The organism is Cupriavidus sp. SHE, from assembly GCF_000812445.1.
In the GTDB taxonomy this organism is placed as follows: Bacteria; Pseudomonadota; Gammaproteobacteria; order Burkholderiales; family Burkholderiaceae; genus Cupriavidus; species Cupriavidus metallidurans.
Window position 1 is genome coordinate 38,742 of record NZ_JWMB01000021.1, and the last position, 19,537, is coordinate 58,278.

Consider the following 19,537-nt stretch of genomic DNA (forward strand, 5'->3'; position numbering starts at 1 on the left):
AGTAAAGCGAGCGCGGCTTCCAGCGCCCGTCCCGCCGTGGATTCCCGGGTTGCGCATGTGGCGTATGGTGCTACGATGCCGGACGGAGACAACCACCCATGGCTCGGCAAACCGAGCCCTTTCACCATGTCCGGTACCCGCTTTGACACGCTGGCCCTGCACGCCGGCGCCGCGCCCGACCCCACCACCGGGGCCCGCGCCACACCGATCCATCTGACCACATCCTTCGTATTCCGCGACAGCGAGCATGCCGCATCGCTGTTCAATATGGAACGCGCCGGACACGTCTATTCGCGCATCAGCAACCCCACCGTCGCCGTGTTCGAGGAGCGCGTGGCCGCGCTGGAGAACGGCGCGGGCGCCATCGCCACGGCCTCGGGCCAGGCCGCCCTGCACCTGGCCGTGGCCACGCTGATGGGCGCTGGCTCCCATATCGTGGCATCCACCGCGCTCTATGGCGGGTCTCACAACCTGCTGCACTACACGCTGCGCCGCTTCGGCATCGAGACCACCTTCGTCAATCCGCGCGACATCGACGCCTGGCGCGCCGCGATCCGCCCCGAGACGAAGCTGCTCTTCGGTGAAACACTGGGCAACCCCGGCCTGGACGTGCTCGACATCGCCACCGTGGCCCAGATCGGCCAGGAACACGGCATTCCGCTGCTGGTGGACTCGACGTTCACCACGCCCTACCTGCTGCGCCCGTTCGACCACGGCGCCGGGCTGCTCTACCACTCGGCCACCAAGTTCCTGGGCGGCCATGGCACGACGATCGGCGGCGTGCTTTCAGAAGGCGGCACGTTCGATTTCGAGGCCTCGGGCCGCTTCCCGGAACTGTCCGAGCCGTACGAGGGTTTCCACAACATGGTGTTCACCGAGGAAAGCACGGTAGCGCCATTTCTGCTGCGCGCGCGGCGCGAGGGCCTGCGCGACTTCGGCGCCTGCATGAATCCGATGGCCGCCTGGCAGCTGCTGCAGGGCATCGAGACGCTGCCGCTGCGCATGAGCCGCCACGTCGACAACACGCGGCGCGTGGTGCAGTTCCTGGCCAGCCACCCGATGGTCGAGTCGGTGGCGTATCCGGAGCTCGAATCTCACCCGGACTACGAACTGGCCAAACACCTGCTGCCGCGCGGCTGCGGCGCGGTGTTCAGCTTCAACATCAAGGCCGACCGCACCGCCGGCCAGCGCTTCATCGAAAGCCTGTCGCTGTTCTCGCACCTGGCCAACGTGGGCGATGCACGCTCACTGGTGATCCATCCTGCGTCCACCACCCACTTCCGCATGGACGCCGCAGCGCTTCGCGCGGCCGGCATCGGCGAAGGCACGATCCGCCTGTCGATCGGCCTGGAGGATCCGGACGACCTGATCGACGACCTGAAACGCGGCCTCAAGGCCGCCGAGAAGGCCATGGGAGGGAAAGCCTGATGGAACTGAACCTCTCCGGCCACAAGGCCTACGCCTACACCGGCGGCAAGCCGTTCGACCCCGCCCTGCCCTGCGCCGTCTTCGTGCACGGCGCGCAGAACGATCACAGCGTCTGGGGGCTGCAGACACGCTGGTTCGCCAATCACGGTTTCTCGGTGCTGGCCGTCGACCTGCCCGGCCACAATCGCAGCGAAGGCGCGCCGCTGACGTCGGTCGAGGAATTGGCCGACTGGGTGATGGCGCTGGTCGCGGCAGCCGGCGTGAAGGCGCCGGCACTGGTGTTCGGCCACAGCATGGGCTCCCTGATCGCGCTCGAATGCGCGGCGCGGCACCCCCAGGCGGTGCGCGCGATCGGCCTGCTGGCCACCGCCTATCCGATGAAGGTGTCCGACGCCCTGCTCGACGCCGCCCTGAACCGCGAAGGCGATGCCATCGCGATGGTCAACCAGTGGTCGATCTCGAGCCTTGCGAACAAACCCTCCTCCCCCGGCCCGGGCGCGTGGATGCACGGCGGCAGCCAGCGCCTGATGGAGCGGATTTCGGCGCGCAATCCCGGGGCGCATGTGTTCCATACCGACTTCTCGGCGTGCAACGGCTACGCGCATGGCGAGGAAGCCGCAGCGGCGGTGGCATGTCCGGCGCTGTTCGTGGTGGGGACCAAGGACATGATGACGTCGCCCAAGGCAGCCCAGGCCCTGGCCGGCAAGATGAAGAACGCCAGGATCGTCACGGTGCCGAGCGGACACGCCATGATGGGAGAAAAGCCCGACGAGGTGCTGGACGCGCTGGCGGGATTCGCGAAGACCGCCCGCTAGGAAACACCAGAAAGAAAAAACAGGAGACTGCCATGGCCCATGCCCACACCAAGGAATTCACCAGCTTTTCCGATTTCTACCCGTTCTACCTGAACGAGCACCGGAACCGCACCTGCCGCCGTCTGCATTTCGTCGGGTCGACGGTCGCGCTGGCCTGCCTTGTGACGCTACTGGTCACCGGCAATGCGTGGTGGCTGCTGGCGGCCCTGGTGTCGGGCTATGCGTTTGCCTGGGTCGGGCACTTCGGCTTCGAGAAGAACCGCCCGGCCACGTTCAAGCACCCGTTTTACAGCCTGATGGGCGACTGGGTGATGTACGCGGCCATCCTGCGCGGCAAGATCAAGTTCTGAACGGCTGCCCTGCAACCCGGGAACTGGAAACCGTCTAAAAAGCTGTTTCACAATGAAGCGAAGCGGTTCTGGCTAGACGCGGGGCCGCAAACAACAGTGCCGGTGGTACGGCAAGGCCCCGCAAAGACGCCGGAATCAATCTGAAACGGTTTCCTAGACCTGCCCGTGCCAGCCCGGCGGGACGACTTCCACCACCTTGCGATCGCGGTGGCCCGTCTCCTCGTTCGCGGCCGCCCCGGCCGTCTGCTGGCGGAACACCGCGTCCAGCGTCTGCTCGAGTTGCGGATTGTCCAGGATCGACCGCAGTGCCTCGGCCCCCTGCATCTGTTGGGCCAGCGCCGTGCGCGGCAGGCGCGCCATGTTCAGCACCAGCCTGTCGTGCAGCGTGCGCAGCGTGACCTGCGACGGATCGCAGAGCAACGCCCAGTGTGCCTGACCCCGATCCTGCTGAAGCTTGCCCACCAGATGCATGGCCTTGAGCTTGGCCAGCAGGCCGGAGAGATAGTCGGCCTCCATCCGCAGCTTGCGGCCCATATCCAGTTCGCCGACGGTGCGCGGCACCTCGTCCCGCGCGCGGTACAGCAGATACAGGATGCCAAGCGCATCGAAGAACTCACTGCCCGCGAACGTCCGCCGACGCCAGTGTCCCTCGCGGATCACCGGCAGGTTGGCCGCGATCGTCGCGCCGAGCAGCGTCACCAGCCAGCTCACGTACATCCACAGCAGGAACAGCGGCAGCACGGCGAAGGTGCCATACACGGCCGTGTAGGTGGGGATATGGGTGATGAAGTAGCCAAAGCCGCGCTTGGCCACTTCAAAAGCGACGGCCGCCACGATGCCGGCGACAATCGCATCGCGCCACTCCACGTAGGCATAGGGCACCGCCATGTAAAGGAAGGCAAAGGCGAGCGCAGAGAGCAGCACCGGCACCAGGCTGATCACGAACCCGACGCCGAACGGCAGGTTGCCGACGTAGCCCATCGAGACCGACATCAGGTACGAACTGACGGACAGGCTCGCGCCGATCAGCACCGGCCCGAGCGTCAGCACGGCCCAGAACACCAGCACCCGTTGCGCGAATGGCCGGCGCCGCCTGACGCGCCAGATCGCGTTAAGCGCGTCCTCGACGGTCAGCATCGTCAGCACGGAGGTCACCATCAGCCCGCCCAGGCCCAATGCCGTCAGGCCACGCGCGCTGCGGGAAAACTGCCCGATATAACGCGACACCGAATCGCTGATATTGCCGCCCGGGATCAGGTTCTGGAACAGGAACATCTCGATCTGGCCGCGGAAATCCCGAAACACCGGAAACGCGGCCAGCAGCGCGAAGGCAACGGTCAGCACCGGCACCACGGCCAGCACGGTCGTGAACGTCAGGCTGGCCGATACCTGGGGCAGGCGGTCCTCGCCGGCGCGGCGCAACGCATAGCGGGCAAGTGCACGCACTTTCTGCAGGTTCCACTCCCTGCGCAGGCGGGCGATGCGTACAGCGGTCATGCGGGGGCTTTCTCCTCGATGGGATGATCCTCGATGGGATGATGGCAAACTCACGCAAATATAATACGCGCAATGCACTTGCGCCGACCGCGCCCCGCCAATCCATCCATGACCGACATTCTCGTCCTTTACTACAGCCGCCACGGCGCCACCCGCAAACTCGCCGAACTGATCGCCCGCGGCATCGATAGTGTGCCCGGCGCCCAATCCCGCCTGCGCACCGTCCCGCCGGTTTCCACGGTCTGCGAGGCCACTGCGCCGGACATCCCGCCCGAAGGCGCCCCGTATGCCGAACTGCGCGACCTTGAGGAATGCGCCGGCCTGGCGCTGGGCAGCCCGACACGCTTCGGCAACATGGCCGCGCCGATGAAGTACTTTCTCGACGGCACCGTCGCCCAGTGGCTCTCCGGCGCGCTGACTGGCAAGCCGGCCTGCGTGTTCACGTCGACGGGCAGCCTGCACGGCGGCCAGGAGACCACGCTGCTCTCGATGATGCTGCCGCTGCTGCATCACGGCATGTTGATCGTCGGCCTGCCCTACGCCGAGTCCGGCCTGATGACCACCACGGCGGGCGGCACGCCCTACGGCCCGAGCCACTACGCCCACGTGGACAATCACGGCCCGATCACCGAGCAGGAGGCATCGCTAGCCACCGCGATGGGCCGCCGCCTGGCGGAAACCGCATTGAAGCTGGCGCGATGAACTCACCGGACACCAATCGGGACGGCTCCCCCGACGCCCTGCACAATCCGGCGCTCTGGCGCCTGAGCCTGGCCAGCCTGATCGCCTTGATGCTGCTCTGTATCGCATGGGAGTGGTTCCTGGCGCCGTTGCGTCCGGGCGGTTCCTGGCTGGTCTTGAAATTCGTGCTGCTGCTGCCGGTGCTGCGCGGCGTGCTGGCACGCAACCGCTATACGATGCAGTGGTCGTCGATGCTGATCCTGCTCTACTTCACCGAGGGCATCGTCCGCGCGACCAGCGACCGGGCCCCGTCTTCCTGGCTGGCCTGGGGCGAGGTAGCGTTGACGCTGCTGTTCTTCTTCAGCACGATCCTCTACCTGCGCCCCTTCAAGCGGCGCGCCAAGGCATTGGCCAAAACAGCGACCAAGACGGCAACCAAAACGCAATCCAACCACTGACTGCCATGCACTCCGATTCCTTCCTCGATCTTTGCCGCGCAGCCATCGGTTCGCAGAACGTGCTGACCGACCCGGCCGACAAGGCCCCCTACCTGACCGACTGGCGCCGCCGCTACACCGGCGACGCGCTGGCCGTGCTGCGTCCCGGCTCGACCGAGGAAGTCGCGGCGGTGATGCGTGCCTGCCATGCGCACAAGCTGGCCGTGGTGCCCCAGGGTGGCAACACAGGCCTTTGCGGCGGCGCCACCCCCGAACCCGGCGATGCCGCCGCGCGTGGCACGGTGGTGCTGTCCCTGCAGCGCATGAACCGCGTGCGGCAGGTCGACCCGCTCAATAACACGATCACCGTCGAGGCCGGCGTGATCCTGCAGCAACTGCAGGAGGCCGCGCAGACACACGGCCGGCTGTTCCCGCTCTCGCTGGCGGCCGAAGGCAGCTGCACAATCGGCGGCAACCTGTCGACCAACGCCGGCGGCACCGCCGTGCTGCGCTACGGCAACACGCGCGAACTCTGCCTGGGGCTCGAGGTCGTGAACATCAAGGGCGAGGTCTGGGATGGCCTGCGCGGCCTGCGCAAGGACAATACCGGCTATGACCTGCGCGACCTGTTCATCGGCGCCGAAGGCACGCTCGGCATCATCACCGCGGCGGTCATGAAACTGTTTCCGGCGCCGCGCGCGCGGGTCACCGCGCTGGCCGCCGTTGAAAGCCCACGCGCCGCGCTGGCGCTGCTGGCCATCGCGCAATCGCACGCGGGCGCCATGCTGACCGGTTTCGAGTTGATGTCCGCGATGTGCATGGATCTGGTGACGAAGCACTACCCGCAGTTGCGCTACCCGTTCACCGCCCATCATCCGCAACTCGTTCTACTGGAACTGTCCGACAGCGAGAGCGAGGAACACGCGCGGACGATCTTCGAAAAAATGATGGAGGTGGCGCTCGAAGCCGGCGTGGTCAAGGATGCCGTGGTGGCCGAATCGGTACAGCAGTCACGCGATTTCTGGAACCTGCGCGAACACATTCCGCTGGCGCAGGTCGAGGAAGGCAAGAACATCAAGCACGATATCGCCGTACCGATCTCGCGCGTGGCGGACTTCATCGAGACCACCGACACGCTGCTGCAAGACGCCTTCCCCGGCGCGCGCATGGTCACGTTCGGCCATCTTGGCGATGGCAACTTGCACTACAACGTGTCGCCGCCGGTCGGCGTGGATCATGATCAGTTCCTGTCGCACCAGGATGCGATCAACCTGATCGTCCACAACAGCGTGCATGTCCACAACGGCTCGATCTCGGCCGAACACGGTCTTGGCCAACTCAAGCGCGAGGAGAACCGCCGCTACAAGAGCGAGGTGGAACTGGCGATGATGCGGGCCATCAAGCAGGCGCTGGATCCGCAAGGGTTGATGAACCCCGGAAAAGTGGTTTGAGGATTCGGGCGGGGCATGGCAACCACATGCCCCGTCAATGCGGCATCCGCCGGTCATCCCCCTCGAACAACGCCCCGCACAACGCCTCGCCCTCCTCCGTCAGCCGCGCCGCGCCCCGGCCACCCTCTTCCAGCGTCATCACCGCCAGTCCCGCGTCGGCCAGTTGCGTCAGCACCCGCCTCAGCACGCTCATCTGCGCCTCGGCCCGCTTGCTGAGTCGCGCCAGCGACAGGTCGCCGCCGGCTTCCCGTGCATGCTCCCAAAGCGCGCGGAGGATCGCCTCCAGCACCGGGTCGATGCCCTCCTGTTCGCTCACGTCATCGCTCATATTGCCTCCCGCGCCTGCAATGTCGCCACCAGCTTGCCGAGCGTAACGACGGCCGCCTCCATGTCTGGCGTCCATGCGCTGCTGTAGTTAAGTCGGATGCAGTTGGCATAGGTCGGCACCGGCGAGAAGATGTGGCCGGGCGCCACCGTGATGCGTCGCTCCAGCGCCGCGTGATAAAGGGCCATCGCGTCCACCTCCTCCGGCAACTCCACCCACAGCACATACCCGCCAGCGGGGCGCGACACGCGCGTGCCCGGCGGAAAGAAGCGACGCACCGCCGCCGCCATGATGTTGGCCTGCTGCGCATAGGCCTTGCGCACGCGCCGCAGATGAAAGTCATAGCCGTCCTTGCGCAGGAACTCGGCGATGGCCAACTGCGGAATCGTCGACGTGGTCAGCGTGTTCAGGAACTTGAGCCGCTCCACCCTCTCCCGGTACCGTCCCGGCAGCGCCCAGCCGATGCGGTACGCATTGGTCAACGTCTTCGAGAACGACGAGCAATGCAGCACGATGCCGGCCCGATCGTAGGACTTGAGCGAGGTCGGATGCACGTCACCGTAAAACAGCTCGCCATAGACGTCGTTCTCGATCACCGGAATATCGCGCGCGGTCAGCAATTCCACCAGCGCCTGCTTGCGTTCGTCCGGCATCTGGAAGCCAAGCGGATTCTGGAAATTCGGCATCACCATGCACGCGGCCACGGGGCGCTCGTCGAGCAGCTTCGCCAGCGCCTGCACATCGATGCCTTCCACGGGATCGGTCGCCACTTCCACGGCACGCATCCCCAGCCGCTCGATCGCGTGCAGCATTGCGTAGTACGTTGGCGATTCCACGGCGATGGTGTCGCCCGGCTTCGCCACGGCCTGCAGGCACAGGTTGATGGCCTCGGTGGCGCCGATCGTAACGATCACTTCGTTCGGATCGACGGCCAGCCCGTTCTCCAGGTAGCGGCGTGTGATCTGGCGAATCAGTGGTGGCGCGCCAGGCGGCAGGTCGTCGAGCACGCTCCACGTGTCGTAGCGCTTGGCGATAGCATTGGCGTACTGCGTGATGCGCTGCCACGGATAGAGCCGGGGGTCGGGATACGGCGAGCCGAGCGGCACTGCGTCATCGACACGAATCGAGCGCAGCGTCGACAGCACGAGCGCGCTCACATCCACCGCCGAAGGGCGAGCCGCGGGTCGGGTCGGGAGCAGGTCGATCGGTGGCTCGCCGGGCCGGGCACGCACGAAGTAGCCCGATTGCGGCCGGCTCTCCAGAATGCCGCGCGATTCCAGCAGCAGATACGCACGCACGACCGTGGTGATGCTCAGGCGATGATGCTGCGCCGCCTGCCGCACCGAGGGGATCTTCTCGCCCGGAAGCAATACGCCTTGCTGGACCAGCGCCTCGATATCGGCCGCAAGTTTTTCGTAGAGAGTCACACCGCCAACCTTTCGCCAGTAATTTCCGATCTGGCTGGCGGTGCCCGGCCGGGCGTCAGCCCGATACCGCCAGCGGCTCAGATCGTAATACGAAACCCTCGTTCTCTGCTGGCGCCGTGTACTCGACGAAACCGTCCTGGCGGCAGAAACTCAGCAGGCGCAGGCCGGCCTGCGTGGCAATGCGGATGGCCAGCGACGTCGGCGCGGAGATCGTGGCCAGCATCTGGATGCGCATTCGCGCGGCCTTGCGCACGAGCTCATAGCTGGCGCGGCTGGATAGCAGGACAAAGCCGTCGCCGAACGTCGTGCGGGTGCGGGCCAGATGGCCGATCAGCTTGTCCAGCGCATTGTGGCGACCCACGTCCTCGAACGCGGCAACGACGTTGCCCTGCGCGTCACACCATGCCGCCGCGTGAACGCCCCCGGTGGCGGCCATCAGCACCTGCCGCGCCCGCAACGCTTCGGTGGCGCGACGGAGCATCGCAGGCGTCGGTTCAATCCGTCGCGCGGGCACGCCAACCGGCGTCGGCTCCAGATCGAGCAGCGCCAGGCTTTCGGTACCGCACACGCCGCAGCCAGTACGCCCGGCCAGCGTGCGGCGGTGCGCGCGCAACGCCATGAACGCACGCTGGCCGATCTCGATACGCACCTCGATGCCGTCGCAGCCCGGCTCGATCTCGATGTCGCGGATCTCGGCAACGCTGTCGACGATCCCCTCGGTCAGCGAGAAGCCGATCGCGAACGCCTCCAGATCGAGCGGTGTGGCCATCATCACGGCGTGCGAGATGCCGTTGTAGACCAGCGCGACCGGCACTTCTTCCGCCACGTCATCGATTTCGGGAACGGTGTGGCCACCGGTGTGGCGCCGAATCTCGCGCTCGACGTAGCCGGCCTGCCCATACTCGACTTCCACCATGCTCCTGCCTCCGGTCAGCCCGCGCGCCGCAACAGCACGGGTATCGATTTCGACGTCGGGGTGCCGGATCGGTCGCCAATGCTCTCCAGCGGCACCAGTGGATTGGTCTCCGGATAGTACGCGCCGAGGCAACCCTCTGGGATGTCGTAATCGACCAGACGGAAATCCTGCACATGGCGCGTCACGCCGTCTTCCCAGACGCTCGTGATATCGACGTGCTCGCCTTCCGCGAAGCCCAGCCGCGCGCGGTCCGCGGGATGGATGAACACCACGCGGCGCAGCCCGTACACGCCGCGATAGCGATCATCGAGTCCGTAGATGGTGGTGTTGTACTGGTCGTGCGAACGCGTGGTCATCATGACCATCATGTCGTCGCCGTAGCGGGCGCGGGCGCGCTTGATCGGTGTGTCCTTGTCGATGGCATGCACCAGGAACTGGGCCTTGCCCGACGCGGTTTTCCAGACGCGGTTGCGCGATGCCGGGGTCAGATGAAAACCACCCGGATGCGCCACGCGCTCGTTGAAGCGCTCGAAGCCCGGAATCACCTTTTCGATCGCGTCACGGATGCGTGCATAGTCCTGCGCGTACCAGCGCCAGTCGACCTTGTCCGAGCCGAGCGTGGCGTCGGCCATGCGCGCCACGATGGCGGTCTCCGACAGCAGGTGCGGCGATGCCGGCTTGTTCATGCCGTACGAGAGATGGACCATGCACACCGAGTCCTCGACCGTCACGCCCTGCGGCACGCCGTTCTGCTCGTCGATCTCGGTGCGGCCAAGCGTCGGCAGCAACAGCGAATCCTTCCCGATCACCAGATGGCTGCGGTTGAGCTTGGTGGCGATATTGACCGTGAGATCGCACTGGCGCAGCGCCTCCCACGTGCGGGGCGTATCGGGTGTGGCGATCGAGAAGTTCCCGCCCAGACCCACGAACACCTTGACCTTGCCGGCCAGCATCGCGTTGATCGCGGCCACCACGTCCTGCCCGTGGGCGCGCGGCGGCTCGAAATCAAACGCGGCGCCAAGGCGGTCCAGGAAAGCGTCGTCGGGCTGCTCCTCGATGCCCATCGTACGGTCGCCCTGCACGTTAGAGTGGCCGCGCACCGGCATCAGGCCCGCGCCGGGCCGGCCGATGTTCCCACGCAGCATCATCACGTTCGACAGCAACTGGATCGTGCGCACCGATTCCTTGTGCTGCGTCAGTCCCATGCCCCAGCAGGCAATCGTGCGTTCGCTGTGGACATAGACGTCGGCCAGCCCATCGATGGCCGCGCGCGTCACGCCGGACTCCGCGACGATGTCGGCCCAACTCTCGGCGCGCAGATCCGCAGCGAAGGCATCGAAATCGGCGGTGTGCTCGCGGATGAAATCCACGTCCACCACACGCTTGCCGCCCGTGGCGATGGCCGCGTCGTCGAGCTCGATCACACGCTTGCCCAGGCCCTTGAGCAGCGCGAAGTCACCGGCCAGCTTCGGGCGAACGAACATCGTGGCGATCTTCGTGCTGCCGCCGGTGAGCATCTCGCTGACGTGCTGAGGACTCGTAAAGCGCTGCAGGCCGCGCTCCTTGAGCGGGTTGATCGAGACGATCGTGGCGCCGCGCTTCGCCGCATCGCGCAACTCGTTGAGCATGCGCGGATGGTTGGTGGCGGGATTCTGGCCGAACACCATGATCGTGTCGGCAAGCTGGAAGTCGTCGAGCACCACCGTGGCCTTGCCCACGCCCACCGTCACCGGCAGGCCACGGCTGGTGGCCTCGTGGCACATGTTCGAGCAATCCGGGAAGTTGTTCGTCCCGTACATCCGCACGAACAACTGGAACAGGAAGGCGGCCTCGTTGCTGGCACGGCCCGAGGTATAGAACGTGGCGCGGTCGGGGTCGTCCAGCCGGCGCAGATGATCGGCGATCAGGCGAAATGCCTCGTCCCAGTCCACCGGCACGTACTTGTCAGTGGCGGCGTCATAGCGCACCGGGTGCGTCAGGCGACCATGCTGCTCGAGCTCGTAGTCGGACTGCCGCATCAGCTCGGTGACCGTGTACTGCGCGAAAAACGCGTTGGTCACGCGTTTGCTGGTGGCCTCGGCCGCCACGGCCTTGACGCCGTTCTCGCAGAATTCGAAGGTCGACGCGTGCTGACGGTCCGGCCAGGCGCAGCCTGGACAGTCGAAGCCGTCCGGCTGGTTCTGCTTGAACAGCGTCTTGTACTTGCCGCCGGCAACCTTCTCCTTGACGAGGTTGATGGCGACCTGCTTGAGCGCGCCCCAGCCGGCGGCCGGGTGCGTATAGGGGGCAACATGGCCCTTTTCGGGCGTCGGGGTAGTCATCGGGGGGGGCGACTTTTGCTGCAATGCACGAGAGACTAGGCCCTCGATGTGACGCCCGTGACGTACAGAATTACCCTGCCGGAAAGAGTACAGTTTGCGCCATCGCGGCGCACCAAACCAGAACTGTGCTTGTCAAGGCCGCATAAGTGCACAAATGTGCATATCTATTCTGGCCGTTCCGGCGTGGCGTCGATGATGCCCTCCAGCTCTGCGCTCATCGGAATGCCCAGCCGCTCGCCGGTCGGCAACTTGTTCATGAACCATTGCTTGTAGAGCCGCTCCATGTCGCCCGAGGTGATCACGTCGCGCACGGCCTTGCCCACCAGCGTCGCGAACTGCGGATCGTTCTTGCGCAGCATGATCCCGTACGGGTCATACGAAATGAAGTCGCGCGTGATGATGAACTTCTTGCCGGCGCCGTAATGGGCCAGAAAGCCATATAGCAGCACATCGTCGCCGGCGTAGGCATCGGCGCCGCCCCGACTCAACACCGCGAATGCGTCGGCATGGTCGCGCACGCGGATCAGGTTGATGTTCAGGTCGAAGCGCTTCGACAACTGCGCGACGGCCTGCTCGTTGGTCGTGCCCGCCGTGACCACCACGGTCTTGCCCTTCAGGTCGCGGAACGACTTGATCGGTGACGCGCGCGGCACCATCAGCTTGGTGCCAGCGATAAAGATCACCGGGGAGAACGCCACGGTCTGCATGCGCTCGGCGTTGCGCGTGGTCGATCCGCATTCGAGATCAATCTTGCCCGAGGTAATCGCCTCGAATCGGTTCTCCGATGTCACCGGCACCCACTTCACGGCCAGTTCGCGGCCCACCTCTTCGCTAGCGGCCTGCACGATCTCCGTGCAGATGTCGATCGAGTAGCCGATGGGCCGGCTGGCCTGGTTCAGGTACGAAAACGGCAGCGACGACTCGCGATAGCCGATCACCAGCGTGCCGGTGTCCCTGGCTTTCTTGAGCGTGCCGCTCAACACGGTGGCGTCCTGGGCCACGGCCAGCGTCGCGCCAAACGTCGCGACCAGCCCCAGCCACAGTGCGGCCAGCATTCCCGGCAAGCGCGCCGCCATGATGTCAGGCCTCCGCCGTGCTCGCATCGTCCGCGGCGATCGCGCTCTCGGTCTCGGCAACCGGCCCGGATGACAGCTGCCCTTCCCACTTGGCCACCACAGCGGCGGCGATCGAATTGCCGACCGCGTTGGTCGCCGACCTGCCCATGTCGAGGAACTGGTCCACGCCCATGATCAGCAGCAAACCCGCCTCCGGAATGCCGAACTGGTTCAGCGTGGCGGCGATCACCACCAACGAGGCGCGCGGCACGCCGGCCATTCCCTTCGAAGTCAGCATCAGCAGCAGCAGCATCGTGATCTGCGTGCCCAGCGGCAGGTGGATGTCATACGCCTGCGCAATGAACAGCACAGCGAACGTGCAGTACATCATCGAGCCGTCAAGGTTGAACGAATAGCCGAGCGGCAGCACGAAGCTCGAAATCTTGCGATCGACGCCGAAACGGTCGAGGGAATCGAGCAGCTTCGGATAGGCCGCTTCGGAGCTCGCCGTCGAAAACGAAATCAGGAATGGCTCGCGGATAAGCCGGATCAGCGTAAAGACGCGGCTACCGAGGAAAATGTAGCCGGCCAGCGCCAGTAGCGCCCAGAGCACGAACAGCGACAGGTAGAAGCTGCCCATGAACTTGGCGAAGGTCACCAGGATGCCGAGCCCCTGCGTGGTCACCGTGGACGCAATCGCCGCAAACACCGCGATCGGTGCCAGCCACATCACCGCGCCGGTGATCTTGAGCATGATCTGCGCGAGGTCGTCGATCACGCCGGCCATGCGCGCGCCACGTTCGCCGAGCATCGAGATCGCGGTGCCGAAGAAGATCGAGAACACCACGATCTGCAGGATCTCGTTGTTCGCCATCGCCTCGCCCACCGATTTGGGCACCAGATGGGTGACGAAGTCCTTCAGCGTGAAGGCGTTGGTCTTGAGGTTGGTCGCGGAGCCCACGTCGGGCAACGGCAGGCCGATGTTGTGGCCCGGCGCCAGCACCGTCGCCATGATCAGGCCAAGGGTCAGCGACACCAGCGACGCGGTAATGAACCACGCCATCGCCTTGCCGCCCACCCGCCCCACGGTGCCCGCATCCCCCATATGGGCGATGCCGATCACCAGCGTAGAGAACACGAGTGGCGCGATGATCATCTTGATCAGCCGCAGGAACACATCCGTGATGAGCGAGATGTACCCGGCCACTTCCTTGGCCACCTTCGGGTCGGGAAACGCGATGTAGCACGCATAGCCAACGGCGGCGCCCAGGATCATCGCAATCAGAATCCAGGTCGTGATATGGGACTTCGTGCTCATGACATCTCCTTTGGGGGGGCGGCCATACGGATGTCCTGCGTGTCCTGCGTGTCATACGTGCCGTGCCAGCCTGCATGTCCTGCGTCTGCGCCAGCACTCTAGGTAACGATAGGACGTGCCAGTGCAATTCCGCAAACCCGGAAAACACCTGCACGTGCAGATGACCCATCGCGCGTCATGGCTCGATTGCGACGCCCATGCGCCATGTATATAATCCGCCACACTCGCCCCCGCATCCATCGTTGCCGGAGCGTCATACCGACAAGCGCGCGCAGCGCCACCCGGCTGAGCCACCGGGCCGCGCGGACCGTGCCCCCGGGCCTTGCCGGCCCGCGTGCCGCCTATTTCTTCCGGCGGCCGATTTACATACCTACCTAACCCACGCCGAACCTCGGTGCGCCGCCGCATAGGCGGAGCAATGACCCGGCGTCAGCAGTCGCACGTCATACATGGCGCAATTCTTTCTTCGCCGACCCGCCTTCGCGTGGGTGCTGGCAATTCTGACCATGGTTGCGGGGCTCGTTGCCCTGAACAGCATTCCGGTGGCCCAGTACCCGGCGGTGGCCCCACCGACGGTCATCCTCTACGCCGACTACCCGGGCGCCACCGCGCGCACCGTGGAAGACCGCGTCACGGCCGTGCTCGAACAGCAGATGCATGGGATACCGGGGCTGCTCTATATCGACTCGAGCAGCGAGGCCGGCACGGCCACGGTCACCATCGGCTTCCGGCAAGGCACCGATCCGCAACTCGCGCAGGTGAACGTGCGCAACCGCGTGTCCCAGGCCGAGCCGCTGCTGCCCGAAGTGGTGCGGCGCGGCGGGGTCTATGTCGATCAGGCCAGCGCCAGCCCGTTCATGTACGTATCGCTGATCTCGAAGACCGGCACGATGTCCGAGACCGCGCTGGCCGACTATGCCGCCGGCACGGTCCTGCCCATGCTGCGGCGGCTGCCCGGCATCGGCAAGGTGGAGGCGTACAGCGCCGAGTACGCGCTGCGCGTCTGGTTCAATCCCGACCAGCTCAATGCTTATGGCCTGACCACGGCCGATGTGGAGGCCGCGATTCGCGCGCGCAACGGCAGCGTCACGCCGGGCCAGCTTGGCGGCGCGCCATCGAAGCCCGGGCAGTCCTACCAGGCGGTCGTGCGTCCGCCTGCGCCGCTGGCCGACCCCGAAGCGTTTGGCCGCATCGTGCTGCGCTCGGCCGCCGATGGCTCCGCCGTGTTGTTGCGCGACGTGGCGCGCGTGGAGATGGCCGCTGCCGACTATCGCTACAGCTCCACGCTCAATGGCCGCGAGGCCGCCTCGATGGGCCTGAAGCTCGCGGACGGCGCCAACGTGCTGGCCACTTCGCGCACGGTCCGGGACGCCCTCGACGAGGCCGCCAAGGCCTTCCCGGCTGGCGTGGCGTATGACATCTCGTACGACACCGCGCACTTTGTGCAGAGCTCGATTTCGCGCGTGTTGATGACGCTGGCCGAGGCCACGGTGCTGGTGTTCCTGATCCTGTACCTGTTCCTCGGCAACCTGCGGGCCACGCTGATCCCGTGCATCGTCGTGCCGGTGTCGCTGCTCGGCACGGTGGCATGTCTCTACGCGTTCGGGCTGTCGCTGAACGTGATCACGCTGTTCGGCGTGGTGTTGGCTATCGGCATCCTGGTAGACGATGCGATCGTTGTGGTCGAGAACGTCGAGCGGATCATGCGCGAGGAAGGCGTCGATGCCTTTACCGCCGCGTCGCGTTCGATGCGCGAGGTCTCGGGCGCGCTGCTCGCGGTGACGCTGGTGCTCTGCGCCGTGTTCGTGCCGATGGCCTTCCTGGGCAGCGCCGTGGGGGTGATCTATCGCCACTTCGCCATGACACTGGCCATCTCGATCGCGTTCTCGCTGTTCTTCGCGCTGTCGCTGGCGCCTGCGATGTGTGCTTCGCTGCTACGCCACGGCGCCCAGCCCGCACGCGGGCCGCTAGCGTGGTTCGAGCATCGCTTCACCGCGTTCACCACGCGCTATGCCGGCTGGGTGCAGCGGCTTCAGCAACGCCGCCTGCGGTGGCTGGCGGTCTATCTGGCCATGGCCGCGGTCTGCGCGGTTGGGCTCTGGCAACTGCCGAGTGGCTTTCTGCCCGAAGAGGACACTGGTGAACTCGTGATCGACGTGGAACTGCCGCCGGGCAGCACCCAGGCGCAGACACGGGAGACCATCGCGCAACTGGAACAGTGGATGAAACAGGAGCGCCTGCCGGTCAAGACGTCGTTCGCGCTGCTCGGCTGGAACAGCGGCGGCTCTGGCGAGCAACGCGCCAGCGTGTTCCTGTCGCTCGACGACTGGAAGCTGCGCGGCCGCGAGAACGCGGCGGACGTCGTGCTGGCACGGCTGACCAAGGGCCTCGAGGAATGGCCCGGACGCGGCGATGCCCAGCTCTACCCGTACAACGGCACTGCGCTGCCGGAACTGGGCAGCACCAGCGGGCTGGACATGCGGCTCGTCACGCGACTGGAAGGCGGACGTCCGAGCCTCTACGCCGCGCGCGACAAGCTGATCGAACGCGCCAAGGCCGACCCCGTGTTCGCCGAAGTCCGCGCCACGGCGGGCCAGCCCGTGCCCGCGCTCGACCTGGCGATCGACTACCGCAAGGCCGAGAGCTTCGGCGTCGATACCGAGGCGATCCACCACGCGCTGGCGGCCACGCTCGGCTCCCGCTACATCGACGAACTGGCCCGCGACGGTCGCGTGCGGCGCGTGATCCTGCAGGCGGATGCGCCGTTCCGAATGCAGCCGGAGGATCTGGCACGCCTGCACGTGCGCAACGCGCAGGGCCAGATGGTGTCGCTCGGCGCGTTCGCCACGCTGGAATGGGGCAACGGCGAGGCCACGCTCGAACGCTACAACGGCTTGATCTCGGTACGGATCAATGCCGACGTGGCGCCGGGCACCAGTACCGGTACCGCGATGACGCGGCTTGAGTCGCTGGTGCGTGAACTCGGCCCCGACTACGAGGTGCGCTGGAGTGGCCGCGCGTTCGAGCAGCAGCAAAGCGGCACGCAGGCGCCGTGGCTGTTCGCGCTGTCGATGCTGTTCATCTTCCTGTGCCTGGTGGCGTTGTACGAAAGCTGGACGCTGCCGCTGGCGGTACTGGCAATCGTGCCGGCCGGCCTGGTCGGCGCCGCGTCGGCCGTCTGGCTGCGGGGGCTGCCCAACGATGTCTACTTCAAGGTCGGCGTGATCGTGATCATGGGGCTCGCGGCCAAGAACGCGATTCTCGTGGTCGAGTACGCCGAGCAACTGCGGCGCAATGGACTGGAGCGCGTGCAGGCCGCCACCCAGGCGGCACGCCAGCGGCTGCGTCCGGTGGTGATGACCTCGCTCGCGTTCATCCTGGGCGTGGTGCCACTGGCGATCAGCACCGGCCCCGGCGCCGGCGCCCAACGTGCCGTGGGCACGGGCGTGCTGGGCGGCATGCTCGGCGCGACGATCCTCGGCACGCTGGTCATCCCGCTGCTCTATGCCTGGATCGCGCGCTGGTCGAAAGCGCGCGCCACCACCGAACCCGCCGAGGCGCCGGCCTCTGAGCCCGGCGCCTGAAAGCGCCGGACAAGCCACAATCGCCACAACCGCCACACCCGCGACGTGCAGCCACACATTGCATGTCGCGGTTGACGCCTTCATCACCTACAAATGATAATAGGTCGCATTTGCATCAAAACGCTTACTCTTAGCTGACACTCCATCCATGGCCTCGACGCGCCTGCGTGCCCTCGGTCTGTACGTGCACTACCAGGAGCTGGTCGGTACCTGGACGCGCAGGCTCAGCAATCGGCACGAGGCCGAGGACCTGTCGCAAGAAGCCATGCTGCGCGTGCTGGAGGCCCGGGTGACGCCCGAGCAGCCACGCGCCTATCTGCACCAGACCGCCCGCAATATCGCGATCGACACCTTCCGCAAACGAGACGGGCACGAGCACCTGCCGCTTGACAGCATCGAGTCGATTCACGCACCCTCCGGGAATCCCGAGGCAGACCTGCATGCCGTGCAGGTGGTCGCCGGGCTGGAGCGCGCGCTGGCCGAACTGCCCTTGAAGTGCCGCCAGGTCTTTATCTGGCAGCGGCTGGACGGGTGCTCCCAGCAGGAAATCGCCGAGCGGCTGAATATCTCGAAGAACATGGTCGAGAAATACATGATTCGCGCGATGCGACACCTGCGCGACCAACTGGGCCAACTCTCACCTCACTAGAACAATCTTGTCGATGCCTGCCCCCTATCCGTCTGGCGGCGTCTGCTCCCCCCCAAGCAGCCCATGCAGCGGTCTTGCGCCCCGGTCGAGAATCCGATGAGCCAATCCGTCGATGTCCGCGAAGCCGCGGCGCGCTGGTTCTCGCGCAATCAGGCCCAGGCGCTCAGCCCGGCCGAGCAACAGGCATTTGCCGCCTGGCTGGCGGCCAGCGCCGACCATCGCGCCGAATACGCGGCGCTCGAACGCGTCTGGCAAGCCGCGGCAGCTATTGATCCGGACAGGCTACGCAAGCTGGCCGTGGATGAAAGCGCCTGCCCGACACCCCCACTAGCGCCTCCGCTATCGCCTTCACCATCGCGCCGGATATCGGCCGGCTGGCGCCCCGCCCTGCTCGGGCTGTGCGCGGCACTGGCCATCGGCATTGGCTGGATCGGCTGGCAGCATGACGCGGCGGTTGCCACCAACGGTGAATACCAGACCGCACCGGGCGAACGCAGAACACTGACGCTCGACGACGGATCGCGCATCGAACTCAATACCCGCTCGCGCCTGGAGATTCATTACAGCGCCGGCACCCGTCGCGTGACCTTGCGCGAAGGTGAGGCGATGTTCGAGGTGTCGCACGACGCCGCGCGCCCGTTCGTGGTTGATGCGGGCATGGGCACCGTTACCGTGACCGGCACCCGTTTCGACGTCCGGCGTGACACATCGGGCGTGGACGTATCGGTCGAATCCGGCTCGGTAAACGTCAGAGGCAACGCTAAAGACGGCATGAAAGGCAACGCCAGCCGGACGCCCGACACGCGCCTGTCCGCAGGGCTCGGCGCGCGCATCGCCAGCGATGGCACCGTGACCGGCGCGTCCTCGATCGACGTGCCCGGCGTCCTGGCCTGGCGCGAAGGCAAGCTCGTCTTCAACGACGCGCCGCTCTCGGCCGTGGCGGCCGAAGTCTCCCGCTATCGGCAGCAGCCCGTGCGCGTGGCAGATGCCGCGACGGGCAGCCTGCGCGTCAGCAGCGTGTTCAGCGCCGACGACACGTCGGGCCTGCTGGCCGCGCTACCGCAGATGCTGCCGGTGGGCGTGCGTAACCTGCCAGACGGCAGCACCGAAATTTTTTCGCACTAAGCATTCAGGTTTTTCTTTCGGATTTCGTCTTCTTCCCGATAGCCAGCGAAGCCGCGGCTGTCGTGTTCTGAAGTAATCCAAGAAAACCTGACGTGACACATTCAAATTCGACTACGGGGAACCGGGCCGGCGCCGCCGCCCGAGATTACGGACGGCGT

16 protein-coding genes are annotated in these 19,537 nt (G+C 66.0%); 9 read left to right on the forward strand and 7 right to left on the reverse strand.

Translation table 11 applies throughout. The features are described from left to right. Nucleotides 1-126 precede the first annotated feature (126 nt). From RN01_RS11195 to RN01_RS11205, 3 genes are read left to right on the forward strand one after another with little or no spacing between them, the layout of a single operon-like run. Nucleotides 127-1,428, forward strand: coding sequence for an O-acetylhomoserine aminocarboxypropyltransferase (locus tag RN01_RS11195; protein WP_024569190.1), 1,302 nt, complete (start codon nt 127-129; stop codon nt 1,426-1,428). Beyond that, complete coding sequence (locus RN01_RS11200) at nt 1,428-2,243, forward strand: alpha/beta fold hydrolase (protein ID WP_024569189.1); 816 nt, start codon at nt 1,428-1,430, stop codon at nt 2,241-2,243. Before RN01_RS11195 ends, RN01_RS11200 begins: the two co-directional genes overlap by 1 nt. A gap of 32 nt (nt 2,244-2,275) precedes the next feature. Next, nucleotides 2,276-2,593: a DUF962 domain-containing protein gene (locus tag RN01_RS11205; RefSeq protein ID WP_017513953.1), complete on the forward strand. Its 318-nt coding sequence runs from the start codon at nt 2,276-2,278 to the stop codon at nt 2,591-2,593. A gap of 153 nt (nt 2,594-2,746) precedes the next feature. Here RN01_RS11205 and RN01_RS11210 read toward each other — a convergent pair whose 3' ends face one another. After that, entirely contained in the window at nt 2,747-4,090 is a 1,344-nt protein-coding gene (locus tag RN01_RS11210; RefSeq protein ID WP_017513952.1) for a YihY family inner membrane protein, read from the reverse strand. Between the two features lie 108 nt (nt 4,091-4,198). Between RN01_RS11210 and wrbA the strand changes: the two genes are divergently transcribed. The 3 genes from wrbA to RN01_RS11225 are packed head-to-tail and all read left to right on the forward strand — an operon-like array spanning nt 4,199 to nt 6,659. Continuing rightward, the gene (wrbA, locus tag RN01_RS11215; RefSeq protein ID WP_008650538.1) at nt 4,199-4,792 is read left to right on the forward strand and encodes an NAD(P)H:quinone oxidoreductase; all 594 of its coding nucleotides are present in this window, start codon (nt 4,199-4,201) and stop codon (nt 4,790-4,792) included. Continuing rightward, on the forward strand, nt 4,789-5,229 hold the full coding sequence (locus RN01_RS11220) for a DUF2069 domain-containing protein (RefSeq protein ID WP_017513951.1): 441 nt from the start codon (nt 4,789-4,791) through the stop codon (nt 5,227-5,229). Before wrbA ends, RN01_RS11220 begins: the two co-directional genes overlap by 4 nt. Nucleotides 5,230-5,234: 5 nt before the next feature. Beyond that, nucleotides 5,235-6,659, forward strand: coding sequence for an FAD-binding oxidoreductase (locus RN01_RS11225; protein WP_017513950.1), 1,425 nt, complete (start codon nt 5,235-5,237; stop codon nt 6,657-6,659). Between the two features lie 34 nt (nt 6,660-6,693). Here the strand turns inward: RN01_RS11225 and RN01_RS11230 are convergent, their stop codons facing one another. From RN01_RS11230 to RN01_RS11255, 6 genes are all read right to left on the reverse strand, one after another. Further along, on the reverse strand, nt 6,694-6,987 hold the full coding sequence (locus RN01_RS11230) for a hypothetical protein (protein ID WP_017513949.1): 294 nt from the start codon (nt 6,985-6,987) through the stop codon (nt 6,694-6,696). Next, the gene (locus RN01_RS11235; RefSeq protein WP_024569188.1) at nt 6,984-8,411 is read right to left on the reverse strand and encodes a PLP-dependent aminotransferase family protein; all 1,428 of its coding nucleotides are present in this window, start codon (nt 8,409-8,411) and stop codon (nt 6,984-6,986) included. Before RN01_RS11235 ends, RN01_RS11230 begins: the two co-directional genes overlap by 4 nt. Nucleotides 8,412-8,466: 55 nt before the next feature. Further along, nucleotides 8,467-9,327, reverse strand: a complete 861-nt coding sequence (gene fdhD, locus RN01_RS11240) for a formate dehydrogenase accessory sulfurtransferase FdhD (protein WP_017514962.1) — start codon at nt 9,325-9,327, stop codon at nt 8,467-8,469. A gap of 14 nt (nt 9,328-9,341) precedes the next feature. After that, the gene (locus RN01_RS11245) at nt 9,342-11,648 is read right to left on the reverse strand and encodes an FdhF/YdeP family oxidoreductase (protein WP_017514961.1); all 2,307 of its coding nucleotides are present in this window, start codon (nt 11,646-11,648) and stop codon (nt 9,342-9,344) included. 164 nt (nt 11,649-11,812) lie between these two features. After that, entirely contained in the window at nt 11,813-12,724 is a 912-nt protein-coding gene (locus tag RN01_RS11250; protein ID WP_029699618.1) for an amino acid ABC transporter substrate-binding protein, read from the reverse strand. A gap of 4 nt (nt 12,725-12,728) precedes the next feature. Next, nucleotides 12,729-14,021 carry a dicarboxylate/amino acid:cation symporter gene (locus tag RN01_RS11255; RefSeq protein ID WP_017515649.1) on the reverse strand — a complete coding sequence of 431 codons (1,293 nt, stop codon included), beginning with the start codon at nt 14,019-14,021 and terminating at the stop codon, nt 12,729-12,731. A gap of 449 nt (nt 14,022-14,470) precedes the next feature. Between RN01_RS11255 and RN01_RS11260 the strand changes: the two genes are divergently transcribed. From RN01_RS11260 to RN01_RS11270, 3 genes are all read left to right on the forward strand, one after another. Then, nucleotides 14,471-17,605 (forward strand): multidrug efflux RND transporter permease subunit, encoded by a 3,135-nt coding sequence (locus RN01_RS11260; RefSeq protein ID WP_024569186.1) that lies wholly within the window; start codon nt 14,471-14,473, stop codon nt 17,603-17,605. Nucleotides 17,606-17,753: 148 nt separating this feature from the next. Further along, on the forward strand, nt 17,754-18,254 hold the full coding sequence (locus RN01_RS11265) for a sigma-70 family RNA polymerase sigma factor (RefSeq protein ID WP_011515907.1): 501 nt from the start codon (nt 17,754-17,756) through the stop codon (nt 18,252-18,254). Nucleotides 18,255-18,350: 96 nt separating this feature from the next. Further along, nucleotides 18,351-19,379 carry a FecR family protein gene (locus RN01_RS11270; protein WP_024569185.1) on the forward strand — a complete coding sequence of 343 codons (1,029 nt, stop codon included), beginning with the start codon at nt 18,351-18,353 and terminating at the stop codon, nt 19,377-19,379. Nucleotides 19,380-19,537: the final 158 nt, after the last annotated feature.

Excerpts from the sequence above, each read along its gene's own strand:
- RN01_RS11195 (WP_024569190.1), top strand. The coding sequence starts at position 127 with ATGTCCGGTACCCGCTTTGACACGCTGGCCCTGCACGCCGGCGCCGCG.
- RN01_RS11200 (WP_024569189.1), top strand. The coding sequence starts at position 1,428 with ATGGAACTGAACCTCTCCGGCCACAAGGCCTACGCCTACACCGGCGGC.
- RN01_RS11205 (WP_017513953.1), top strand. The coding sequence starts at position 2,276 with ATGGCCCATGCCCACACCAAGGAATTCACCAGCTTTTCCGATTTCTAC.
- RN01_RS11210 (WP_017513952.1), bottom strand. The coding sequence starts at position 4,090 with ATGACCGCTGTACGCATCGCCCGCCTGCGCAGGGAGTGGAACCTGCAG.
- wrbA (WP_008650538.1), top strand. The coding sequence starts at position 4,199 with ATGACCGACATTCTCGTCCTTTACTACAGCCGCCACGGCGCCACCCGC.
- RN01_RS11220 (WP_017513951.1), top strand. The coding sequence starts at position 4,789 with ATGAACTCACCGGACACCAATCGGGACGGCTCCCCCGACGCCCTGCAC.
- RN01_RS11225 (WP_017513950.1), top strand. The coding sequence starts at position 5,235 with ATGCACTCCGATTCCTTCCTCGATCTTTGCCGCGCAGCCATCGGTTCG.
- RN01_RS11230 (WP_017513949.1), bottom strand. The coding sequence starts at position 6,987 with ATGAGCGATGACGTGAGCGAACAGGAGGGCATCGACCCGGTGCTGGAG.
- fdhD (WP_017514962.1), bottom strand. The coding sequence starts at position 9,327 with ATGGTGGAAGTCGAGTATGGGCAGGCCGGCTACGTCGAGCGCGAGATT.
- RN01_RS11245 (WP_017514961.1), bottom strand. The coding sequence starts at position 11,648 with ATGACTACCCCGACGCCCGAAAAGGGCCATGTTGCCCCCTATACGCAC.
- RN01_RS11250 (WP_029699618.1), bottom strand. The coding sequence starts at position 12,724 with ATGGCGGCGCGCTTGCCGGGAATGCTGGCCGCACTGTGGCTGGGGCTG.
- RN01_RS11255 (WP_017515649.1), bottom strand. The coding sequence starts at position 14,021 with ATGAGCACGAAGTCCCATATCACGACCTGGATTCTGATTGCGATGATC.
- RN01_RS11260 (WP_024569186.1), top strand. The coding sequence starts at position 14,471 with ATGGCGCAATTCTTTCTTCGCCGACCCGCCTTCGCGTGGGTGCTGGCA.
- RN01_RS11265 (WP_011515907.1), top strand. The coding sequence starts at position 17,754 with ATGGCCTCGACGCGCCTGCGTGCCCTCGGTCTGTACGTGCACTACCAG.
- RN01_RS11270 (WP_024569185.1), top strand. The coding sequence starts at position 18,351 with ATGAGCCAATCCGTCGATGTCCGCGAAGCCGCGGCGCGCTGGTTCTCG.